The 13,709-nt window shown below is 64.2% G+C and carries 16 protein-coding genes; 8 read left to right on the top strand and 8 right to left on the bottom strand.

What is annotated here, in order from left to right:
- Window positions 1–20: 20 nt before the first annotated feature.
- Together M2361_RS07795 and M2361_RS07790 are read left to right on the top strand one after the other, a co-directional pair.
- Window positions 21–3,026, top strand: a complete 3,006-nt coding sequence (locus M2361_RS07795; protein ID WP_259247526.1) for a PAS domain S-box protein — start codon at window positions 21–23, stop codon at window positions 3,024–3,026.
- Window positions 3,027–3,237: 211 nt separating this feature from the next.
- Window positions 3,238–3,525, top strand: a complete 288-nt coding sequence (locus M2361_RS07790; protein ID WP_310508895.1) for a hypothetical protein — start codon at window positions 3,238–3,240, stop codon at window positions 3,523–3,525.
- Window positions 3,526–3,620: 95 nt separating this feature from the next.
- On the opposite strand, the gene M2361_RS07785 is transcribed toward M2361_RS07790, so the two are convergent.
- Together M2361_RS07785 and M2361_RS07780 are read right to left on the bottom strand one after the other, a co-directional pair.
- Window positions 3,621–5,039, bottom strand: a complete 1,419-nt coding sequence (locus tag M2361_RS07785; protein ID WP_404976292.1) for an RNA polymerase factor sigma-54 — start codon at window positions 5,037–5,039, stop codon at window positions 3,621–3,623.
- Window positions 5,040–5,221: 182 nt separating this feature from the next.
- On the bottom strand, window positions 5,222–6,166 hold the full coding sequence (locus M2361_RS07780) for a sigma-54-dependent Fis family transcriptional regulator (RefSeq protein ID WP_259249259.1): 945 nt from the start codon (window positions 6,164–6,166) through the stop codon (window positions 5,222–5,224).
- 265 nt (window positions 6,167–6,431) lie between these two features.
- Between M2361_RS07780 and M2361_RS07775 the strand changes: the two genes are divergently transcribed.
- Window positions 6,432–7,814, top strand: coding sequence for a sigma-54 dependent transcriptional regulator (locus M2361_RS07775; protein ID WP_259247521.1), 1,383 nt, complete (start codon window positions 6,432–6,434; stop codon window positions 7,812–7,814).
- A gap of 13 nt (window positions 7,815–7,827) precedes the next feature.
- Here the strand turns inward: M2361_RS07775 and M2361_RS07770 are convergent, their stop codons facing one another.
- The gene (locus tag M2361_RS07770) at window positions 7,828–8,211 is read right to left on the bottom strand and encodes a hypothetical protein (protein WP_259247520.1); all 384 of its coding nucleotides are present in this window, start codon (window positions 8,209–8,211) and stop codon (window positions 7,828–7,830) included.
- Between the two features lie 126 nt (window positions 8,212–8,337).
- On the opposite strand from M2361_RS07770, the gene M2361_RS07765 reads away from it, so the two are divergent.
- The gene (locus tag M2361_RS07765; RefSeq protein WP_259247519.1) at window positions 8,338–8,559 is read left to right on the top strand and encodes a hypothetical protein; all 222 of its coding nucleotides are present in this window, start codon (window positions 8,338–8,340) and stop codon (window positions 8,557–8,559) included.
- Between the two features lie 14 nt (window positions 8,560–8,573).
- Here M2361_RS07765 and M2361_RS07760 read toward each other — a convergent pair whose 3' ends face one another.
- Window positions 8,574–8,852: a DUF378 domain-containing protein gene (locus M2361_RS07760; protein ID WP_259247518.1), complete on the bottom strand. Its 279-nt coding sequence runs from the start codon at window positions 8,850–8,852 to the stop codon at window positions 8,574–8,576.
- A gap of 72 nt (window positions 8,853–8,924) precedes the next feature.
- Window positions 8,925–9,194, bottom strand: coding sequence for a hypothetical protein (locus M2361_RS07755; protein WP_259247517.1), 270 nt, complete (start codon window positions 9,192–9,194; stop codon window positions 8,925–8,927).
- Window positions 9,195–9,359: 165 nt separating this feature from the next.
- On the opposite strand from M2361_RS07755, the gene M2361_RS07750 reads away from it, so the two are divergent.
- The gene (locus tag M2361_RS07750) at window positions 9,360–9,950 is read left to right on the top strand and encodes a hypothetical protein (protein ID WP_259247516.1); all 591 of its coding nucleotides are present in this window, start codon (window positions 9,360–9,362) and stop codon (window positions 9,948–9,950) included.
- Between the two features lie 32 nt (window positions 9,951–9,982).
- Here the strand turns inward: M2361_RS07750 and M2361_RS07745 are convergent, their stop codons facing one another.
- The gene (locus M2361_RS07745; protein ID WP_259247515.1) at window positions 9,983–10,870 is read right to left on the bottom strand and encodes an SDR family oxidoreductase; all 888 of its coding nucleotides are present in this window, start codon (window positions 10,868–10,870) and stop codon (window positions 9,983–9,985) included.
- A gap of 218 nt (window positions 10,871–11,088) precedes the next feature.
- Here M2361_RS07745 and M2361_RS07740 point away from each other — a divergent pair, with 218 nt between their 5' ends.
- The gene (locus tag M2361_RS07740) at window positions 11,089–11,277 is read left to right on the top strand and encodes a CsbD family protein (RefSeq protein WP_259247514.1); all 189 of its coding nucleotides are present in this window, start codon (window positions 11,089–11,091) and stop codon (window positions 11,275–11,277) included.
- Window positions 11,278–11,352: 75 nt separating this feature from the next.
- On the opposite strand, the gene M2361_RS07735 is transcribed toward M2361_RS07740, so the two are convergent.
- Window positions 11,353–11,694: a YqjD family protein gene (locus tag M2361_RS07735; protein ID WP_259247513.1), complete on the bottom strand. Its 342-nt coding sequence runs from the start codon at window positions 11,692–11,694 to the stop codon at window positions 11,353–11,355.
- An 89-nt stretch (window positions 11,695–11,783) separates the two neighbouring features.
- Between M2361_RS07735 and M2361_RS29060 the strand changes: the two genes are divergently transcribed.
- A complete protein-coding gene (locus tag M2361_RS29060; protein ID WP_404976290.1) occupies window positions 11,784–12,065 on the top strand; it encodes a hypothetical protein in 282 nt (93 codons plus the stop codon).
- A gap of 188 nt (window positions 12,066–12,253) precedes the next feature.
- A complete protein-coding gene (locus tag M2361_RS07725; RefSeq protein ID WP_259247511.1) occupies window positions 12,254–12,505 on the top strand; it encodes a hypothetical protein in 252 nt (83 codons plus the stop codon).
- Here M2361_RS07725 and M2361_RS07720 read toward each other — a convergent pair.
- Window positions 12,491–13,573, bottom strand: a complete 1,083-nt coding sequence (locus M2361_RS07720) for a DNA topoisomerase IB (RefSeq protein WP_259247510.1) — start codon at window positions 13,571–13,573, stop codon at window positions 12,491–12,493. The two genes, M2361_RS07725 and M2361_RS07720, sit on opposite strands and share 15 nt — an antisense overlap.
- Window positions 13,574–13,709 lie beyond the last annotated feature (136 nt).

Below are 13,709 nucleotides of genomic sequence, written 5' to 3'. Positions count from 1 at the left end.
ACGCAGGAAAAGGGGCAGACATGTTGAAAAAGCAGGATCGCGTATCCCATCCGTGGACGGATACGCTGGCCCGTCTGGAGGAAGAACGGATCATGTTGCAGCGCATAGCGGCGGGTATGCCGCTGGCGCACGTGTTCGAACACGTCTTGCACGCCATCGAAGCGCAGTCCAGTACTGAGCTGCGCGCGGCGATCGCGCTGATCGACGAAACGGGACACTATCTTATCCACAACGCCGCGCCGAGCCTGCCCCTGGAGTTCAGCGCGGCACTGCAACGCACGGCCATCGGACCCAACGTGGCCTCTTGGGGCACGGCCGCCTACACCGGCAAGCCGGTTTATGTGGAAGATATTGCCTCGCACCCCGACTGGAAGAACTGGCGCGACCTGGCGCTGGCGCATGGCTTGCGAGCCTGCTGGTCCACCCCGATCAAAGCGCCCGACGGCCGCTTGCTGGGCGTGTTCTCGAACTACTACGGCGTCGTTCGATCGCCATCCGACCACGATATCGACGCACTGGCGATGGTGACGCGCAGCGCCGCCTTGGCCATCGAACGCCACCTGACGGATGCCGCGCTGCGCGCGAGCGGTGAGCGCTGGCGCGCCATGTTCGACGGCATGCAAGAGGCCTTCTTTCTTAGCGAGGCCTTGCGCGACGATGATGGCCGTATCGTGGATTTCCGCTTTCTGGAAGTGAACCCCGCCTTCGAACGGCAAAGCGGCATGAAAGAGGGCGACACGCTGGGCCATACGCTGCGCGAAATGATCCCCGGCGTTCCGGGGCAGATCATGGATGCGTTTGCCCAAGTGGTCGAAACCGGCGAACCCACCCAGTTCGAATTCGCGGTGCCTGGGCCGAAAGAAGCGTGGTACGAGGCCCGCGCCCGCAAAGACGGCGATGACCGGATGATGGCCTTGTTCCTGGACGTTACTGCCCGCAAGGTGGCCGAGACGGAATTGTGGGAAGGGCAGCATCGCAAGAATTTCCTGTTGTCGCTGGTTGACCGCATGCGCGCCTTGCATCATCAAAGCGAGATCGAACACGCCGCCTGCGCGGGCCTGGGCCAGCATCTTGCCCTGGGGCTGGCCGCGGTGCTGGACTGGCCGGGTGAAGGCCAACCGACCACGCTGTCGGCCAGTTGGCGGTCCGAGGTCGACATGGCGACGCAGCAGGCGCTGGTCCCCGAACAGCTAGGCGAGGATTTTCACGCCGCGATGCGCAAGGGCCGCACGGCGTATCTGCAACCCATGGTGGCGGAGCAGGGCGGTGAGGTCCGGCCGTCCGCGATCGTGGTGCCGATGCGCCGCTGGGGCCGGCAGGGCGGCGCCTTGCTGGTGCGGCCGCTGGCCACCAGCCGCCTCAAGGCGGGCGACGTGGCGTTTCTGGAAGAGGTCTGCGAACGCTTGTGCGATGCCGTCGAGCGCTCGCAATATGCCCGCACGCTGGAACAGCGGGTGGAAGATGCCATTGCGGAACGCGATCGCATCTGGCGCCTGTCGCCGGAACTGTTGGCCGTGGTCGACGGCCAGGACCGCTTTGTGAGCGTCAACCCAGCGGTGCGGCCGATCCTGGGCTGGAGCCCGGAACAATTCCTGTCGATGGGCCTGAACGAACTGATCCATCCCGATGACCTGGCCGCCACGCGCGCAACGATTGCGCTGGCCGCGGAGGGCAATCCGGCGCAGACCGTCCGCCATATGGAAAACCGGTTGTTGACACATGATGGCGCCTACCGCTGGATCACCTGGAGCATGTCCTGGTCGCAAGACAATCTGTACATGACCGGCCGCGACGACACCGACCTGAAGGTCCAGGCCGAGACCTTGCGCGATACCGAGCAGGCGTTGCGGCAGTCGCAAAAAATGGAAGCCGTGGGTCGGCTGACGGGCGGCATCGCGCATGACTTCAACAATATGCTTCAGGGCATCACGGGCGCCCTGTACCTGATTCAGCGCAAGCTGGCGGCCGGCGCGCCGGAGCAGGCGCAGCGCTTCATCAACGTCGCCATGGATTCCGCGAACCGCGCCGCGCATCTGACCCAACGTCTGCTGACGTTCTCACGGCGCCAACCCATCGACCCAAAGCCGTTCAGCGTGGCGCCCACGCTGCAATCCATGGGCGACCTGTTTCATCGCTACACGGGCGAGGGTGTGCGCCTGCAGTTCAAGCTGGCGCCGGACCTGTGGACCGTGCGGTGCGACCGCAACCAGTTTGAAAATGCGCTGCTGAACCTGGTCATCAACGCTTGCGACGCCATGCCCAATGGCGGCGAGCTGACCGTTGCGGCATTGAATACGCAACTGGATGAGACCACGCTGCGTCCTTATCCCGGCGTCAGCCCAGGAGAGTTCGTTGAAGTCTCCGTCACGGACGTGGGCTGCGGGATGTCGCCGGACGTGCTGGCCCATGCCTTCGATCCCTTCTTCACCACCAAGCCCTTGGGCGAGGGCACGGGGCTGGGCCTGTCGATGATCTACGGGTTCGCCAAGCAGGCGGGCGGCATGGCGGTATTGGAAAGCGTGGTGGGCCAGGGCACCACGGTCAGGCTGCTGCTGCCGCGTTATGACGGCGCCCCGGACGCCGCGCAACGACCCGAACCCGCTGCCCACCGCGCGCAAGACAATGCGAAGCCGTCGGTGGTCGTGCTGGTGGAAGATGACGACAATGTGCGCGACATGGTTAACGAATGCCTGGCTGAACTGGGCATGCAGGTGTTGACTGCGTCCGATGGCGAAGCCGGCTTGGAACTCGTGTTGCGCACGACCGATATCGACCTGCTGGTCACCGATGTGGGCCTGCCCGCCTTGAACGGCCGGCAACTGGCCGATGCGGCTCGGGCCGCTCACCCTGGCCTGAAGGTGCTGCTGATGACGGGCTACGCCGAGAGCGCGGCGCGTGGAGCGGGCTTTCTGGAACACGGGATTGAACTGATCGTGAAGCCGTTCTCGCTGGAAGTCCTGGGCGAGCGCGTGCAGCGCATGCTGGATGAGTCCGAGCTGGAAAGGGACGGCGGCCGCGCGGGGTAGACGGGCGGGGGGTGACGGTGTTGCAAAGGCAGGTAAAAAATACCCGGCCCAGCATGTCAGACAGGCATATCGCGCAAGGAGGGCAGTGCACAGGCCGGGAACGGCGATTGCTTATGGATCTGTGCACTTCCCACTAAGGAGTCTGACTATGAAATTCCGTCCTTTGACTTGCGCTCTCGCATTGGCTGCCGGTTTGTCCGCTGGCGCGGCAATGGCCCAAACGGCCCCGTCGACGTCGCCGTCCAATACGCCTAACGACACCACCGCCGCGCCGCCCAATCGCCCGTTGCCTGCTGGCCAAATGGCGCCGGCGCCCAACCAGACGCCCCCCAGCGGGACCACGCCGTCTCATATGAACAAGAGCGGCACCATGTCTACGGACAAGCATTCGGGCCAGATGCCGAATAAGAAACCCGAGGCGAATGACAACGTGCCGCGCACGCCTGCATCGGGCGCGACGCCGCCTCCCGGATATCCGAACACGGGCGGCTCGAAGTAAGCGCCAAGCAAAAGGCTTCCCTTGGGAAGCCTTTTTTACGTGCCTGGATTCATGAAAGGAACCCAGGCCGCCAGGGTTGCATCCGCGATGCAGTTTTAATGCTGCCTGCGTAGTTCAGCCGGCGGCACGCGCAATTGCCCGCGATACTTGGACACGGTGCGCCGCGCCAGCAGAATGCCGCTGGCCGCCAGTTGCTGGGTCAGGGCCACGTCCGACAAGGGCATGGTCGGATCTTCGGCTTCGACCATTTCCTTGATCAGCGCGCGCACCGCGGCGGCCGAACACGAGCCACCCGATTCCGTCGCCAATTCACGCGAAAAGAAATGGCGAAACTCGAACACGCCGCGCGGGGTCACCATGTATTTGCCGACGGTGGCGCGCGACACGGTCGATTCGTGCATGTCCAGATCGTCAGCCACTTCACGCAGCATCAGCGGACGCAACGCCACTTCACCGTATTCAAAGAAAGTCTGCTGACGTTTGACGATGGCTTCCGCCACGCGCTGGATCGTCGTATAGCGCTGCTCTACATTGCGCACCAGCCAGCGGGCTTCTTGCAGCTCTTGCGCCATCGGGCTGCGGTCATCCAGGCGCGCGCGACGAAACAGGTCTGCGTAAGTGCGGTGCAGCCGCGCTTGCGGCATGGCGTTGCGGTTGGGCAGGACGCGCCAGCGCGAATGCCACTTGTCCACGAACACGTCCGGCACCACATACACCGGCGCCTCGGCGCTATAGCGCGAGCCCGGCTTGGGGTTCAGGCTGCGGATCAGGGCGCAGGCCTCGCGGATCGCATCCTCGGAAGCGCCCAACAGGCGTCGTAGACCCGCGGAATCGTTTTTACCCAAGCGATCAAGATGTTCGCGCACGATGCGCAGCGCCAGATCACGCACCGCCGGTTCCACCGATTGCGCGGCGGCCAATTGCAGCGACAGGCATTCGGTCAAATCGCGCGCCGCCAGGCCCGGCGCGTCCAATTGCTGCACCAGGCGCAGCGCGGCGAGCCATTCGCCTTCATCAGGCGGGGGGCTGAACGCGGAATGGGCGGGGTCGCACAGGCTGGTCAAGGGCGCCCGCAGGTAGCCGTCGTCGTCCAGGGCGTCGATGATGAATTCGGCCAACAGGCGGTCGCGCGGTTCCAGATGGTAGTTGCCCAGATCCGCCGAGAGCCTTTCCCGCATGGAGACGGTGGCGCACACCCATTGCCCCATGTCCTTGCCGTCGCCACCGCTGGACAGTTGGGTCGGGTAGTCGCCGGAATAGGCGGGCGCGTCGGGGATGGGGTCGTCGGCTTCCGACGGGGGCGTAGCCGCGGCAGGCTCGGCGGCGGACTCGGTAGCGTCGGCATAGTTGCCGGGCTTGATGGAATCGCCGTTTGAAAACGGTTCGCTGTCCTGCTCGTCGCCGTCTTCAAGAAAAGGGTTCGTGGCAAGCGCGTGTTCCACCGCGGTCGTGAACTCAAGCGCCGACATCTGCAGCAGCTTGACAGACTGCTGCAAGCGAGGCGCTAGCGTCATTTGTTGGCGCAGGCGCAATTCTTGCGAGGGGTGGCCCAATCGAGTCTCCTGAATGAAAGCCGCCAAAGGGCGGTACCTCTCAAGACTCATGCAAGATCCGTGCCAGCCCGTTTTGCGGGCGGGCGGACACGGGGCAGCCGCCTGGGACAGCGACCGTATTACAAGCGGGATGTAAGAACTGCTCAGCCGCCGGCCAAGCCTTCTTTTTCGTAGACGTCCAAGCGGTTGTACAAGGTTTTCAAGCTGACGCCCAAGGTGTCGGCCGTGCGCCGCTTGTCGCCGCCATGATGCGCCAGGGTGGCCAGGATGAAGGCGCGCTGCGCCTGGTCCAGCGGCATGCCTACGGGGAAACTCATGGCGCCTTCACGCATCTCGGCATGTTGGGTGGCCGGGGGACGGGTGTGCAGGTTGGCCTCCAGCTGCGCATCCGCCAGGATGTAGGCGCGCTGCACGACGTTGCGCAGTTCCCGTACATTGCCCGGCCAGTCATGTTGGGCGATGGCCTCCAGCATGCGCTTGGAGAATGTCTTCTGCGTGTCGTGCCGTGCGTTGAGGGTATCCAGGAACTGCTGCGCCAGGATCACGGCGTCGTCGCCGCGCTCGCGCAGCGGCGGCACACGCAGGGGAATGACCAAGAGGCGATGCAGGAAATCCTGGCGCAGCCTGCCGTCGGCAACGGACGCCGCGGGGTCGCGGTTGCTGGCGCAGATGATGCGCACATTGGCGCGCAGCAAGTCTGTGCCGCCCACGCGCTGATAGGTGCCGACTTCCAGCACGCGCAAGAAGTGCACCTGCATGTCCGGCGGCATTTCCGTGACTTCGTCCAGGAACAGGGTGCCGCCGCTGGCGTATTCGAAGTAGCCTGCGTTCTGCGCGACCGCGCCGGTAAAACTGCCTTTTTCGTGGCCGAAGAGTTCGGCATGGGCCAGGGTGCCGCTGATTGCGCCGCAGTTCACGGCGACGAACGGCGCGCCGCGCCGGTCACTGGCGTCATGGATGGCGCGGGCGATGATCTCTTTACCCGAGCCGCTTTCGCCCACAATGAAGACGCTGGCATCGGTTGCCGCCGCCAGTTGTAATTGGGATGCCAACTTTTGCATGACGGCAGACATGCCGGTTACGTCCATGCGAGTAACCGGGGACACGGGCGCATTGTCACGCCGCGCGGTGGTGCGATTTGCCATACTTTTACCTCGGGCCGCCGGGGCCTAACGCGACTGCATAATCGTAGTGGGGCGTCCGTCGCGCGATTGCGACCAGTTGCAAGTATTCGAAAACTTTAGTGGACAGTATCGATTGTTTACGCATTATGCGGCGAGACTGTCTATCCTCGTATCGATAAATGCGTGACGATATATCCACCACCAATTCGCACGTCTACACGGAGAAGCTATGCCTCATCTGCTTGTCGTCGATGACGACGACGCGATCCGGGAAACACTGGCCGAAATGGGCCGCGACAGCGGTTTTTCGGTTGCAGTGGCAGGCAGCATCAAAGATGCGCTGATACAGCTGGAACGGCAAGCGCCGGATCTGGTGTTGACCGATGTCCGCTTGCCGGGTGGCAACGGCTTGGACATCTTCAAGAATGCGGCCGTGGCCAGCGCCGAAGTTGTCGTGATGACCGGCCATGGCACGGTCGACTACGCGGTTCAGGCCCTGCGCCTGGGCGCGAGCGATTTCCTGGTCAAGCCGATCTGCATGGAACGGCTGAATGAAATTCTGACGCGCGTGGTGACCAATGCCGGCGGTGAACTGCCTGGCATGCCGTTCGAGGAACCTGGCCGCTTCGGCAAGCTGTACGGCGAATCGCCGCGCATGGTCGAGCTCTATCGCCAGATCGGGCGGGTCGCGCCCACGAACGTCACGACGCTGTTGATCGGCGAAAGCGGCACCGGCAAGGAACTGGCCGCGCATGCCATTCACGAACTCAGCACGCGCCGCCAGCGCCCGTTCATTGCCGTCAATTGCGGCGCGATTTCACCGAACCTGATTGAAAGCGAAATGTTCGGGCACGAGCGCGGCAGCTTTACCGGCGCCGACCGCCAGCACAAGGGCTACTTCGAACGCGCGGACGGCGGCACGCTGTTCCTGGACGAAGTGACCGAGATGCCACTGGACCTGCAAGTCAAGCTGCTGCGCGTGCTTGAAACGGGCCAGTTCATGCGCGTGGGGACGAATCGCGAGATCAACTGCAACATCCGCATCGTGGCGGCCACCAACCGCAATCCCGAACAGGCGGTGCAGGAAGGCAAGCTGCGCGAAGACCTTTATTACCGTCTGAGCGTATTCCCGATCGAGTTGCCGCCCTTGCGTGAACGCGGCGACGACATCCTGTTCCTGGCGCGCCGTTTCCTGCAGGCGCAAAACCAGGAGTCCGGCAAGAACAAGGCCTTTTCACCCGAGGCGGCCGAAGCGCTCAAGCAGTATGAATGGCCTGGCAACGTGCGCGAACTGAAGAACTTTGTGCGCCGCGCCTTCATCATGGCCGACGGCGATGTGCTGGGCGTGGACATGTTGGCCCCGCAGGTGTCGCCGGCCGGTGATGCGGCGTCCAGTGAAGTCAGCGTGCCGGTTGGCGAAACGCTGGCGGAGGCTGACCGGCGCTTGATCCTGGCCACGCTCGAACGTTGCAATGGCGTGAAGAAGCAGGCCGCGCTGATGCTCGGCATCAGCCCCAAGACGCTCTACAACCGTCTTGAGGAATACGCGGCCGCCGGAATCGTGCTGCCCGGCGAAGACGCCGGATCGCGCGATTCCCGCAATGCCGCCTGACCGCGCCAGCGGTCTACTTGCCGTGGCGGGTCTTCAGGTCCGCCATGCAGGCATCTTCTGCGTTGCCTGACAGCGCATCGCACTTCGCCTTGCCCACCTTGTAATCAGCGTCGTTCTTGGCCTTGGCCGCTTCATGGTTGGCTTCAGCCTTTTCCTTGCCCGCCCGGGCGTCGGCGCGCGCCTTGTCGCGGGTGGCGTCGGCCTGTTTTACGCACACGTCCTTCTGGTCGCCCTTCATGGCGTCGCACGCCTTCTTGTCCATCTTGTACTGGTTGTCGATCTGGTCATCCGTGCGCAACGGTGCGGAGCCACCTTGGGGCGTTTGCGCGCCCGCCTGGAATGCAAGGGCGGACAAGCACAAGGCAATAGCGGGGCAAACGGTTCTGGACAGATTCATGGCTGACTCCTCGGGTAGTGCCCACACTGCGGTGGACGTACACCCGCTTAAGCAAGTGGCGTGCCCATGTCGTCGGGCACGGCGCTTGCGCAACAAGGCCGCGCATGACGCGATACGGAGAACGAGATGACACAAAATAGCGAGCAGGATCCAGGCAAAACCAAGGCAAACGAACCCAAGGACGAAGCGGAAGCCGCGCGCGACAGCGGGCAGTTTGGCGCGGACAAGCCTGGGTATGGAGAGGCCGTCCAGCCCGCCAAGCGGCCGGCGGATAAAAAGCCCAACACCAAGGGGCCGGAATTCGAAGAGGGCGGCCAGTATCCGGGCACGCGCAAGGCAAACAACTGAACCGGGCCGGGCGTTCAGCCCGGCTCCTCGCCCCATCGAAACAGCATGACCACGCAATGCAGGGCGGCCAAGCCGATCAGGCCCTGAATGCCGCGCACCGCGGTCGCGGGAAACACCTTGGCGAAGACGTCCAGATTGACGGCGGCCATCAAGCCGCAATTCAAACCGCCCGCCACCACCAGGATCAGCGCGGTCCAATCCAGCCAGGAAAGTTCGCGCGCACGGGGTGCGGGACGCGCGGAAAAATCTTCTTGATGTTCTGAAATATTTTCACTTTCGCCCGACATGCTCATGATTGGCTCGCTCCAATGATGGCCGGCCTCGGGCGGCGCCTCTGCGCGCTGCCCGCGAATGGCCGTGGGGAATCAACCGCCGTTGCGGACCGGATCGGGCGGCGAATGGGACACGCCAGCGTCGTCCGCGTCGGTGACGTGGTCGGGCGCAATGTCGTCGCCATCGTCCTCGCGCAGGTCGGGATCAACGCTTTCCCGTTCGCCGGTGGCCTGCGAGTCGCTATCGGTGTGGGCCCGTCCGGGCGGCAGGTCGCTGGCCGAATCGGACGAATCACTGGGGCCCAGATCGGGGCGGCCGCTGTCGTCAGGGGAGCGAATGTCGGGGGGTGTAGTGTGGGGCATGGCAGTCTCCAGGGATGGCGTGAACAGGCAAGCCCAGTGGCAGAGCCGCGCTGGGGCAGCGCTGCGCATCGGTGCGCTGGCACCGGTGCTACAGCAAGCGCCGTGCCGACGCGCTTGGGTATGCAAGTTGCTGCATTGGCTTGTGTCCGCATACGGGAGAGCGCTATGTCTTTGATCGTTGCCGCAAGGTTCGACACTTTCGACCAGGCCTCCGTGGCCACCCAGAATCTATTCAAGGAAGGGTTTACCGAAGACGACGTCCATACGTTCTATATCAATACGGCAGGGGGGCATTCCCGCTATCCGCTTGGGGGAGACCGCCTGGCGGACCCGGACGCGAAAGGCGGGCACATCGGCGCGGTGGCTGGCGCATCCGCCTTGGGGTTGCTGTTTGCGCTGATAGGCGGGGCAATCGCCGCTCAGATAGCGGCCTCGGTGTTCATCGTTATCGCCGCCGCGGGCGTGGGTGCATACATCGGCGCATTGGCCGGGGCCATGTGGATTGTGGGTCGTGGCCGGCGCAAAAGCGCGGCGTCGCCGGTGATGCAGGATTCCCACCCGGCCGTTCGACAGGCCGGCGTCATGTTGGCGCTGCATGTTTCGCCCGAGCAGGAGGCGCGGGCGCGGCGTGTGCTGCGAGAGTCCGGCGGACATGACATCGAACGCGCACAAGGGCGTTGGCGTGACGGTAAGTGGCAGGACTTTGATCCGCTGACACCGCCCCAAACCGTCGAGGCGCCCACGCCCACGCCTTGATGTCGCTTGATGCTGTCTTGATACCGTCCTGATCAGTCGCCCGCGCTGCCGGTAATGGGCAGCACGATGCCGGTGATGTAGCTGGCGCAGACCGGCGCCGCCAGGAACACGTAGGCGGGCGCGATCTCTTCGGGTTGCGCGGGCCGGCCCAAGTCCGTCTTCTTGCCGAATTCCTTGATGGCCTCGGCGCTTTGGTCGGCCGGGTTCAGCGGCGTCCAGACAGGGCCTGGCGCCACCGCGTTCACCCGTATGCCGTCAGCCGCAAGGTTGGCTGCCAGCGAGCGCGTGAATGCATGGATAGCGCCTTTGGTCGATGAATAGTCCAGCAGCTTGGCGCTGCCGCGCAGGCCGGTCACGGAACCGGTGTTGATGATGGATGCCCCGGTCCTCAAGTGTGGCAGCGCCGCGCGCGCCATGTAGAAGTACCCGGTGATGTTGGTGCGCAGGGTCTTGTCCCACTTGTCGTCGCTGATCTCGGTAAGTTTCTCGGTGTGCTGCTGATAGGCGGCGTTGTTCACCAGGATGTCGAGCTTGCCAAATTCTTTGACGGTTTGCGCCACTACATTCTTGCAAAAGGCGGGGTCTTGCACGTCGCCCGGAATCAGCACGCAGCGCCGGCCTTCGGCTTCGACCACGCGGCGGGTTTCGTCGGCGTCTTCATGCTCGTCCAGGTACACAACGGCGATGTCGGCGCCTTCACGCGCGAACAATACGCTGACGGCGCGGCCGATGCCGGAATCACCGCCCGTGACGATGGCGGCCATGCCCTTGAGCTTGCCGCTGCCTGCGTAACCCGGCGCCTGGTACTGCGGCTTGAGCACCATGTCCGATTCATTGCCGGGCTTGTCCAGATGCTGGCCGGGCATGGGCGGGGTGGGATGCGGGCGGGCGCCCGTGTCGGTGTTCTTCGGTTGGCTCATGGTCAGGCTCCTTGTGACTTGGCGCGGAACGCGCGCCTTGACAGGGCAGGGAGCAAACCTTGTTCCTGTGTGCAGGCGTCAAGGAGACGTCGGGGAGACTGCTTAGCGGCCTTGTGCGGCCTTGTGCGGGTTTGGGCACGTCGCTTGCGAAGCAGCTCATACGGCGCAGACCCTGCGCCGGCAATCCAATCCATCAACGCGATGAAAGTGAGACAGCCATGAACAAAGACCAGGTGAAGGGCAGAGTCGAGGAAGCCACCGGCAAGGTGAAGGAAGTAGCCGGGAAGGCCACGGGCAGTGCATCCACCGAGGCGAAGGGCACGGCGCAGAAGGTTGCCGGCAAGACGCAAGCGGCTTACGGCGATGCAAAGGAGAACGCCGAGGACCGGGCTAAGGGCAAAGCCTGAAATCGGGTTTGAAGGCAAGGTCCGGACCCGGCTACAAGCCGGCCCGGACCTTGTTGGCGCGGTGCGGGTGGTTTCTTATTGGCGTCCGACAACGACGCCGAACAAGAACGCCGCGCCGGCCACCAGCCCGATGGCTTGCCACGGGCGCGCGTGGATATATTCTTCCGTGCAGTCAATGGTTTCGCGCATCAGGTCGCCGGCGTTGTCAGAGGCGTCGCGCAGGCTGCGCCGGGTGGCCGCCAACTGATCCGCCAAGCGCGCCTTGAGCGCATCCAGGTCGCTCGGGTCGGCATCGCGCAAGGTCGCTTCGATTTCGTCGATCCAACTTTCCGGATGGCGCGCGCGGCTGCGCGACCCACGATTGTCCGGGCCGCTCTCGGGAAAGTCGGAAGGCAAAGGGGTGTTCGTAGAGGCCATCGAAAAGCTCCTGGCAATCGGGCTGGTTAGGCGCCAACGCTGGCCTGCCCGTGCGGCCGCGTGGCGTGTCGAAGCGTCAAGCCTCGAGCATGTCCTGGCATGCCAGCGTGCACGCCAGGCAAGCCCCGGCGCAGATCTGGCAATGCTCTACGTCCTGGTATGGCGCACAAGCGCGGGCGCAAGCATCGCAAACCAAAGCGCATAGCGTACAAAGCGCGGTAGAAAATTCGCCGTTGCGCGCCAACATGGACGCGCAAAGACGGCAAACGCTGGCGCAATCCGTGGCCAGGCTGATGCAGCGCTTCATCCGCGTGGCGTTGGTTTCCAAACACCCCGCGGCACACTGGTCGCAAGCCACCGCGCATTCGTAGCAGGCTTGCACACATTGCTCGAAGTTTGGGTCTCGCATTGCATCTCCTTGTGAGTGCCCAGGGTGCTTGGCAAAGGCGCGCCGGGCCTGCGCCGGGCACATCCGCTTGCAATTTGAAGATACTGACCGCGGTTTCGCGTCGTTGGCGGCCGTAGGATGAAAGTTCGAAACCAGACAGGAGGCAGCGTCATGAAATCCCGATCCGCTTCGAAACCCGCCACCGCCACTCGCAAGGCGGCCGGCACCGATGACACCGCAAAGATACTGCCGCCGCGCGGCCCCGTCGATGTGCCGAAACAACCGGTCAAACCAGACGCCTCGACCCCCGACGAAGCCGCACGCGACAAGCGCGCCGTGGTCGACAACCAGACCGAATCAAATTGGGCGGATGGCGACGCGCCGCAACCGCGCGCGAAGAACGCCCGCTCACACTTGTTCTGACGGTTGAGGCGGCGCGGGCGCATCCATCGGCGGCAAATCCCGCAGGAATGCCAGCAGCCGCCGTTCGTCGGCGTGCAGGCCGCGCGGGCCGTCCGGTGCGCGTCCCTTTGCCGGCAACACCCCCTGTAGATAGGCTTCAAGCAGGGCCGGGTGCACGTAGCAGGCGCGGCACACGGCGGGCGTGTTGGCCAGCCGCTTGGATACTTGCTTGATCACGTCAACCACGTTTTGACGTGCCTGCGTTGCGCTTTCGGCGGGCAGGTCTTGCAAGGCGGCATAGGCCATGACTGAACCGGCCCAGGTGCGGTAGTGCTTGGCGGTGAAGTCGCCGTCGCCCGCCGCGCGCAGATAGGCGTTCACCGCGCCCGAGTCCACCGGATGCTTGTCTCCGTCTTCGTCCAGGTATTGGAACAATTGCTGCCCCGGGATTTCCAGGCAGCGCTTGATGATGCGCGCGACCCGGCGGTCCCGCACCGTGACGTCGTGGGGCACACCGCTCTTGCCCACGAACCGGAAGCGGAAGCTGCTGCCTGCCACGGTGGCGTGGCGGCGCGTCAGCGTGGTCAGCCCATACGATTTGTTGGACCGCGCGTATTCGCGCGCGCCAATACGGATCAAGGTCGTTTCCAGCAGCCGCACCAGCGTGGCCACCACCTTGTCCTGCGTCAGCCCGCGCGCCTGCATGTCAAGCGCCACGCGCCGCCGGATGCGGGGCAACGCTTGCCCGAAGGCAAGCAGGTTCTGGTATTTACCCGCATCGCGCAACGCCGCCCACGAAGGGTGATACCGGTATTGCTTGCGTCCGCGCGCATCGCGGCCGGTGGCTTGCAGATGGCCATGGGGCAGGGGGCAGATCCAAACGTCTTCGTACGCGGGCGGTATCGCAAGCTTGTTGATGCGTGCGATCTCGGCGTCATCGGTAATGCGTTTGCCGTCCGCGTCCAGGTAATGAAAGGTGCTGCCGTTGACCCGCACACGGCGATAGCCGGGAAGGGTGTCATCCACATAGACCAAGGGGGGATCAACGGCGGCAGGCGCCGCGTCGGCAAGCGGGGTGCGGGTGTCCATGCGGTCTCCGGGAACTGGCGCGTGCAACTGGCGTGTGACCCAAGCAAACGCCGTGCCCGGGCGGCGCTTGCGGCAAGCTGAAAGTTTGGGCACGGCGCTTGCTGAAAGAAGGCCAGCGACAAATGTCCGCGAATCG

The sequence above is a fragment of the Achromobacter sp. JUb104 genome, assembly GCF_024806975.1.
GTDB lineage: Bacteria > Pseudomonadota > Gammaproteobacteria > Burkholderiales > Burkholderiaceae_B > Achromobacter > Achromobacter spanius.
Note: the sequence above shows the minus strand (reverse complement) of the source record. Positions and strands in the feature narration are given on the sequence as shown.

Coding starts and splice junctions, on each gene's coding strand:
- M2361_RS07785 (WP_404976292.1), bottom strand. CDS start 5,039: ATGACGCTAGCGCCTCGCTTGCAGCAGTCTGTCAAGCTGCTGCAGATG.
- M2361_RS07795 (WP_259247526.1), top strand. CDS start 21: ATGTTGAAAAAGCAGGATCGCGTATCCCATCCGTGGACGGATACGCTG.
- M2361_RS07745 (WP_259247515.1), bottom strand. CDS start 10,870: ATGAGCCAACCGAAGAACACCGACACGGGCGCCCGCCCGCATCCCACC.
- M2361_RS07780 (WP_259249259.1), bottom strand. CDS start 6,166: ATGGACGTAACCGGCATGTCTGCCGTCATGCAAAAGTTGGCATCCCAA.
- M2361_RS07725 (WP_259247511.1), top strand. CDS start 12,254: ATGAAATCCCGATCCGCTTCGAAACCCGCCACCGCCACTCGCAAGGCG.
- M2361_RS07765 (WP_259247519.1), top strand. CDS start 8,338: ATGACACAAAATAGCGAGCAGGATCCAGGCAAAACCAAGGCAAACGAA.
- M2361_RS07740 (WP_259247514.1), top strand. CDS start 11,089: ATGAACAAAGACCAGGTGAAGGGCAGAGTCGAGGAAGCCACCGGCAAG.
- M2361_RS07720 (WP_259247510.1), bottom strand. CDS start 13,573: ATGGACACCCGCACCCCGCTTGCCGACGCGGCGCCTGCCGCCGTTGAT.
- M2361_RS07760 (WP_259247518.1), bottom strand. CDS start 8,852: ATGAGCATGTCGGGCGAAAGTGAAAATATTTCAGAACATCAAGAAGAT.
- M2361_RS29060 (WP_404976290.1), top strand. CDS start 11,784: ATGTCCTGGCATGCCAGCGTGCACGCCAGGCAAGCCCCGGCGCAGATC.
- M2361_RS07750 (WP_259247516.1), top strand. CDS start 9,360: ATGTCTTTGATCGTTGCCGCAAGGTTCGACACTTTCGACCAGGCCTCC.
- M2361_RS07775 (WP_259247521.1), top strand. CDS start 6,432: ATGCCTCATCTGCTTGTCGTCGATGACGACGACGCGATCCGGGAAACA.
- M2361_RS07735 (WP_259247513.1), bottom strand. CDS start 11,694: ATGGCCTCTACGAACACCCCTTTGCCTTCCGACTTTCCCGAGAGCGGC.
- M2361_RS07790 (WP_310508895.1), top strand. CDS start 3,238: ATGGCCCAAACGGCCCCGTCGACGTCGCCGTCCAATACGCCTAACGAC.
- M2361_RS07755 (WP_259247517.1), bottom strand. CDS start 9,194: ATGCCCCACACTACACCCCCCGACATTCGCTCCCCTGACGACAGCGGC.
- M2361_RS07770 (WP_259247520.1), bottom strand. CDS start 8,211: ATGAATCTGTCCAGAACCGTTTGCCCCGCTATTGCCTTGTGCTTGTCC.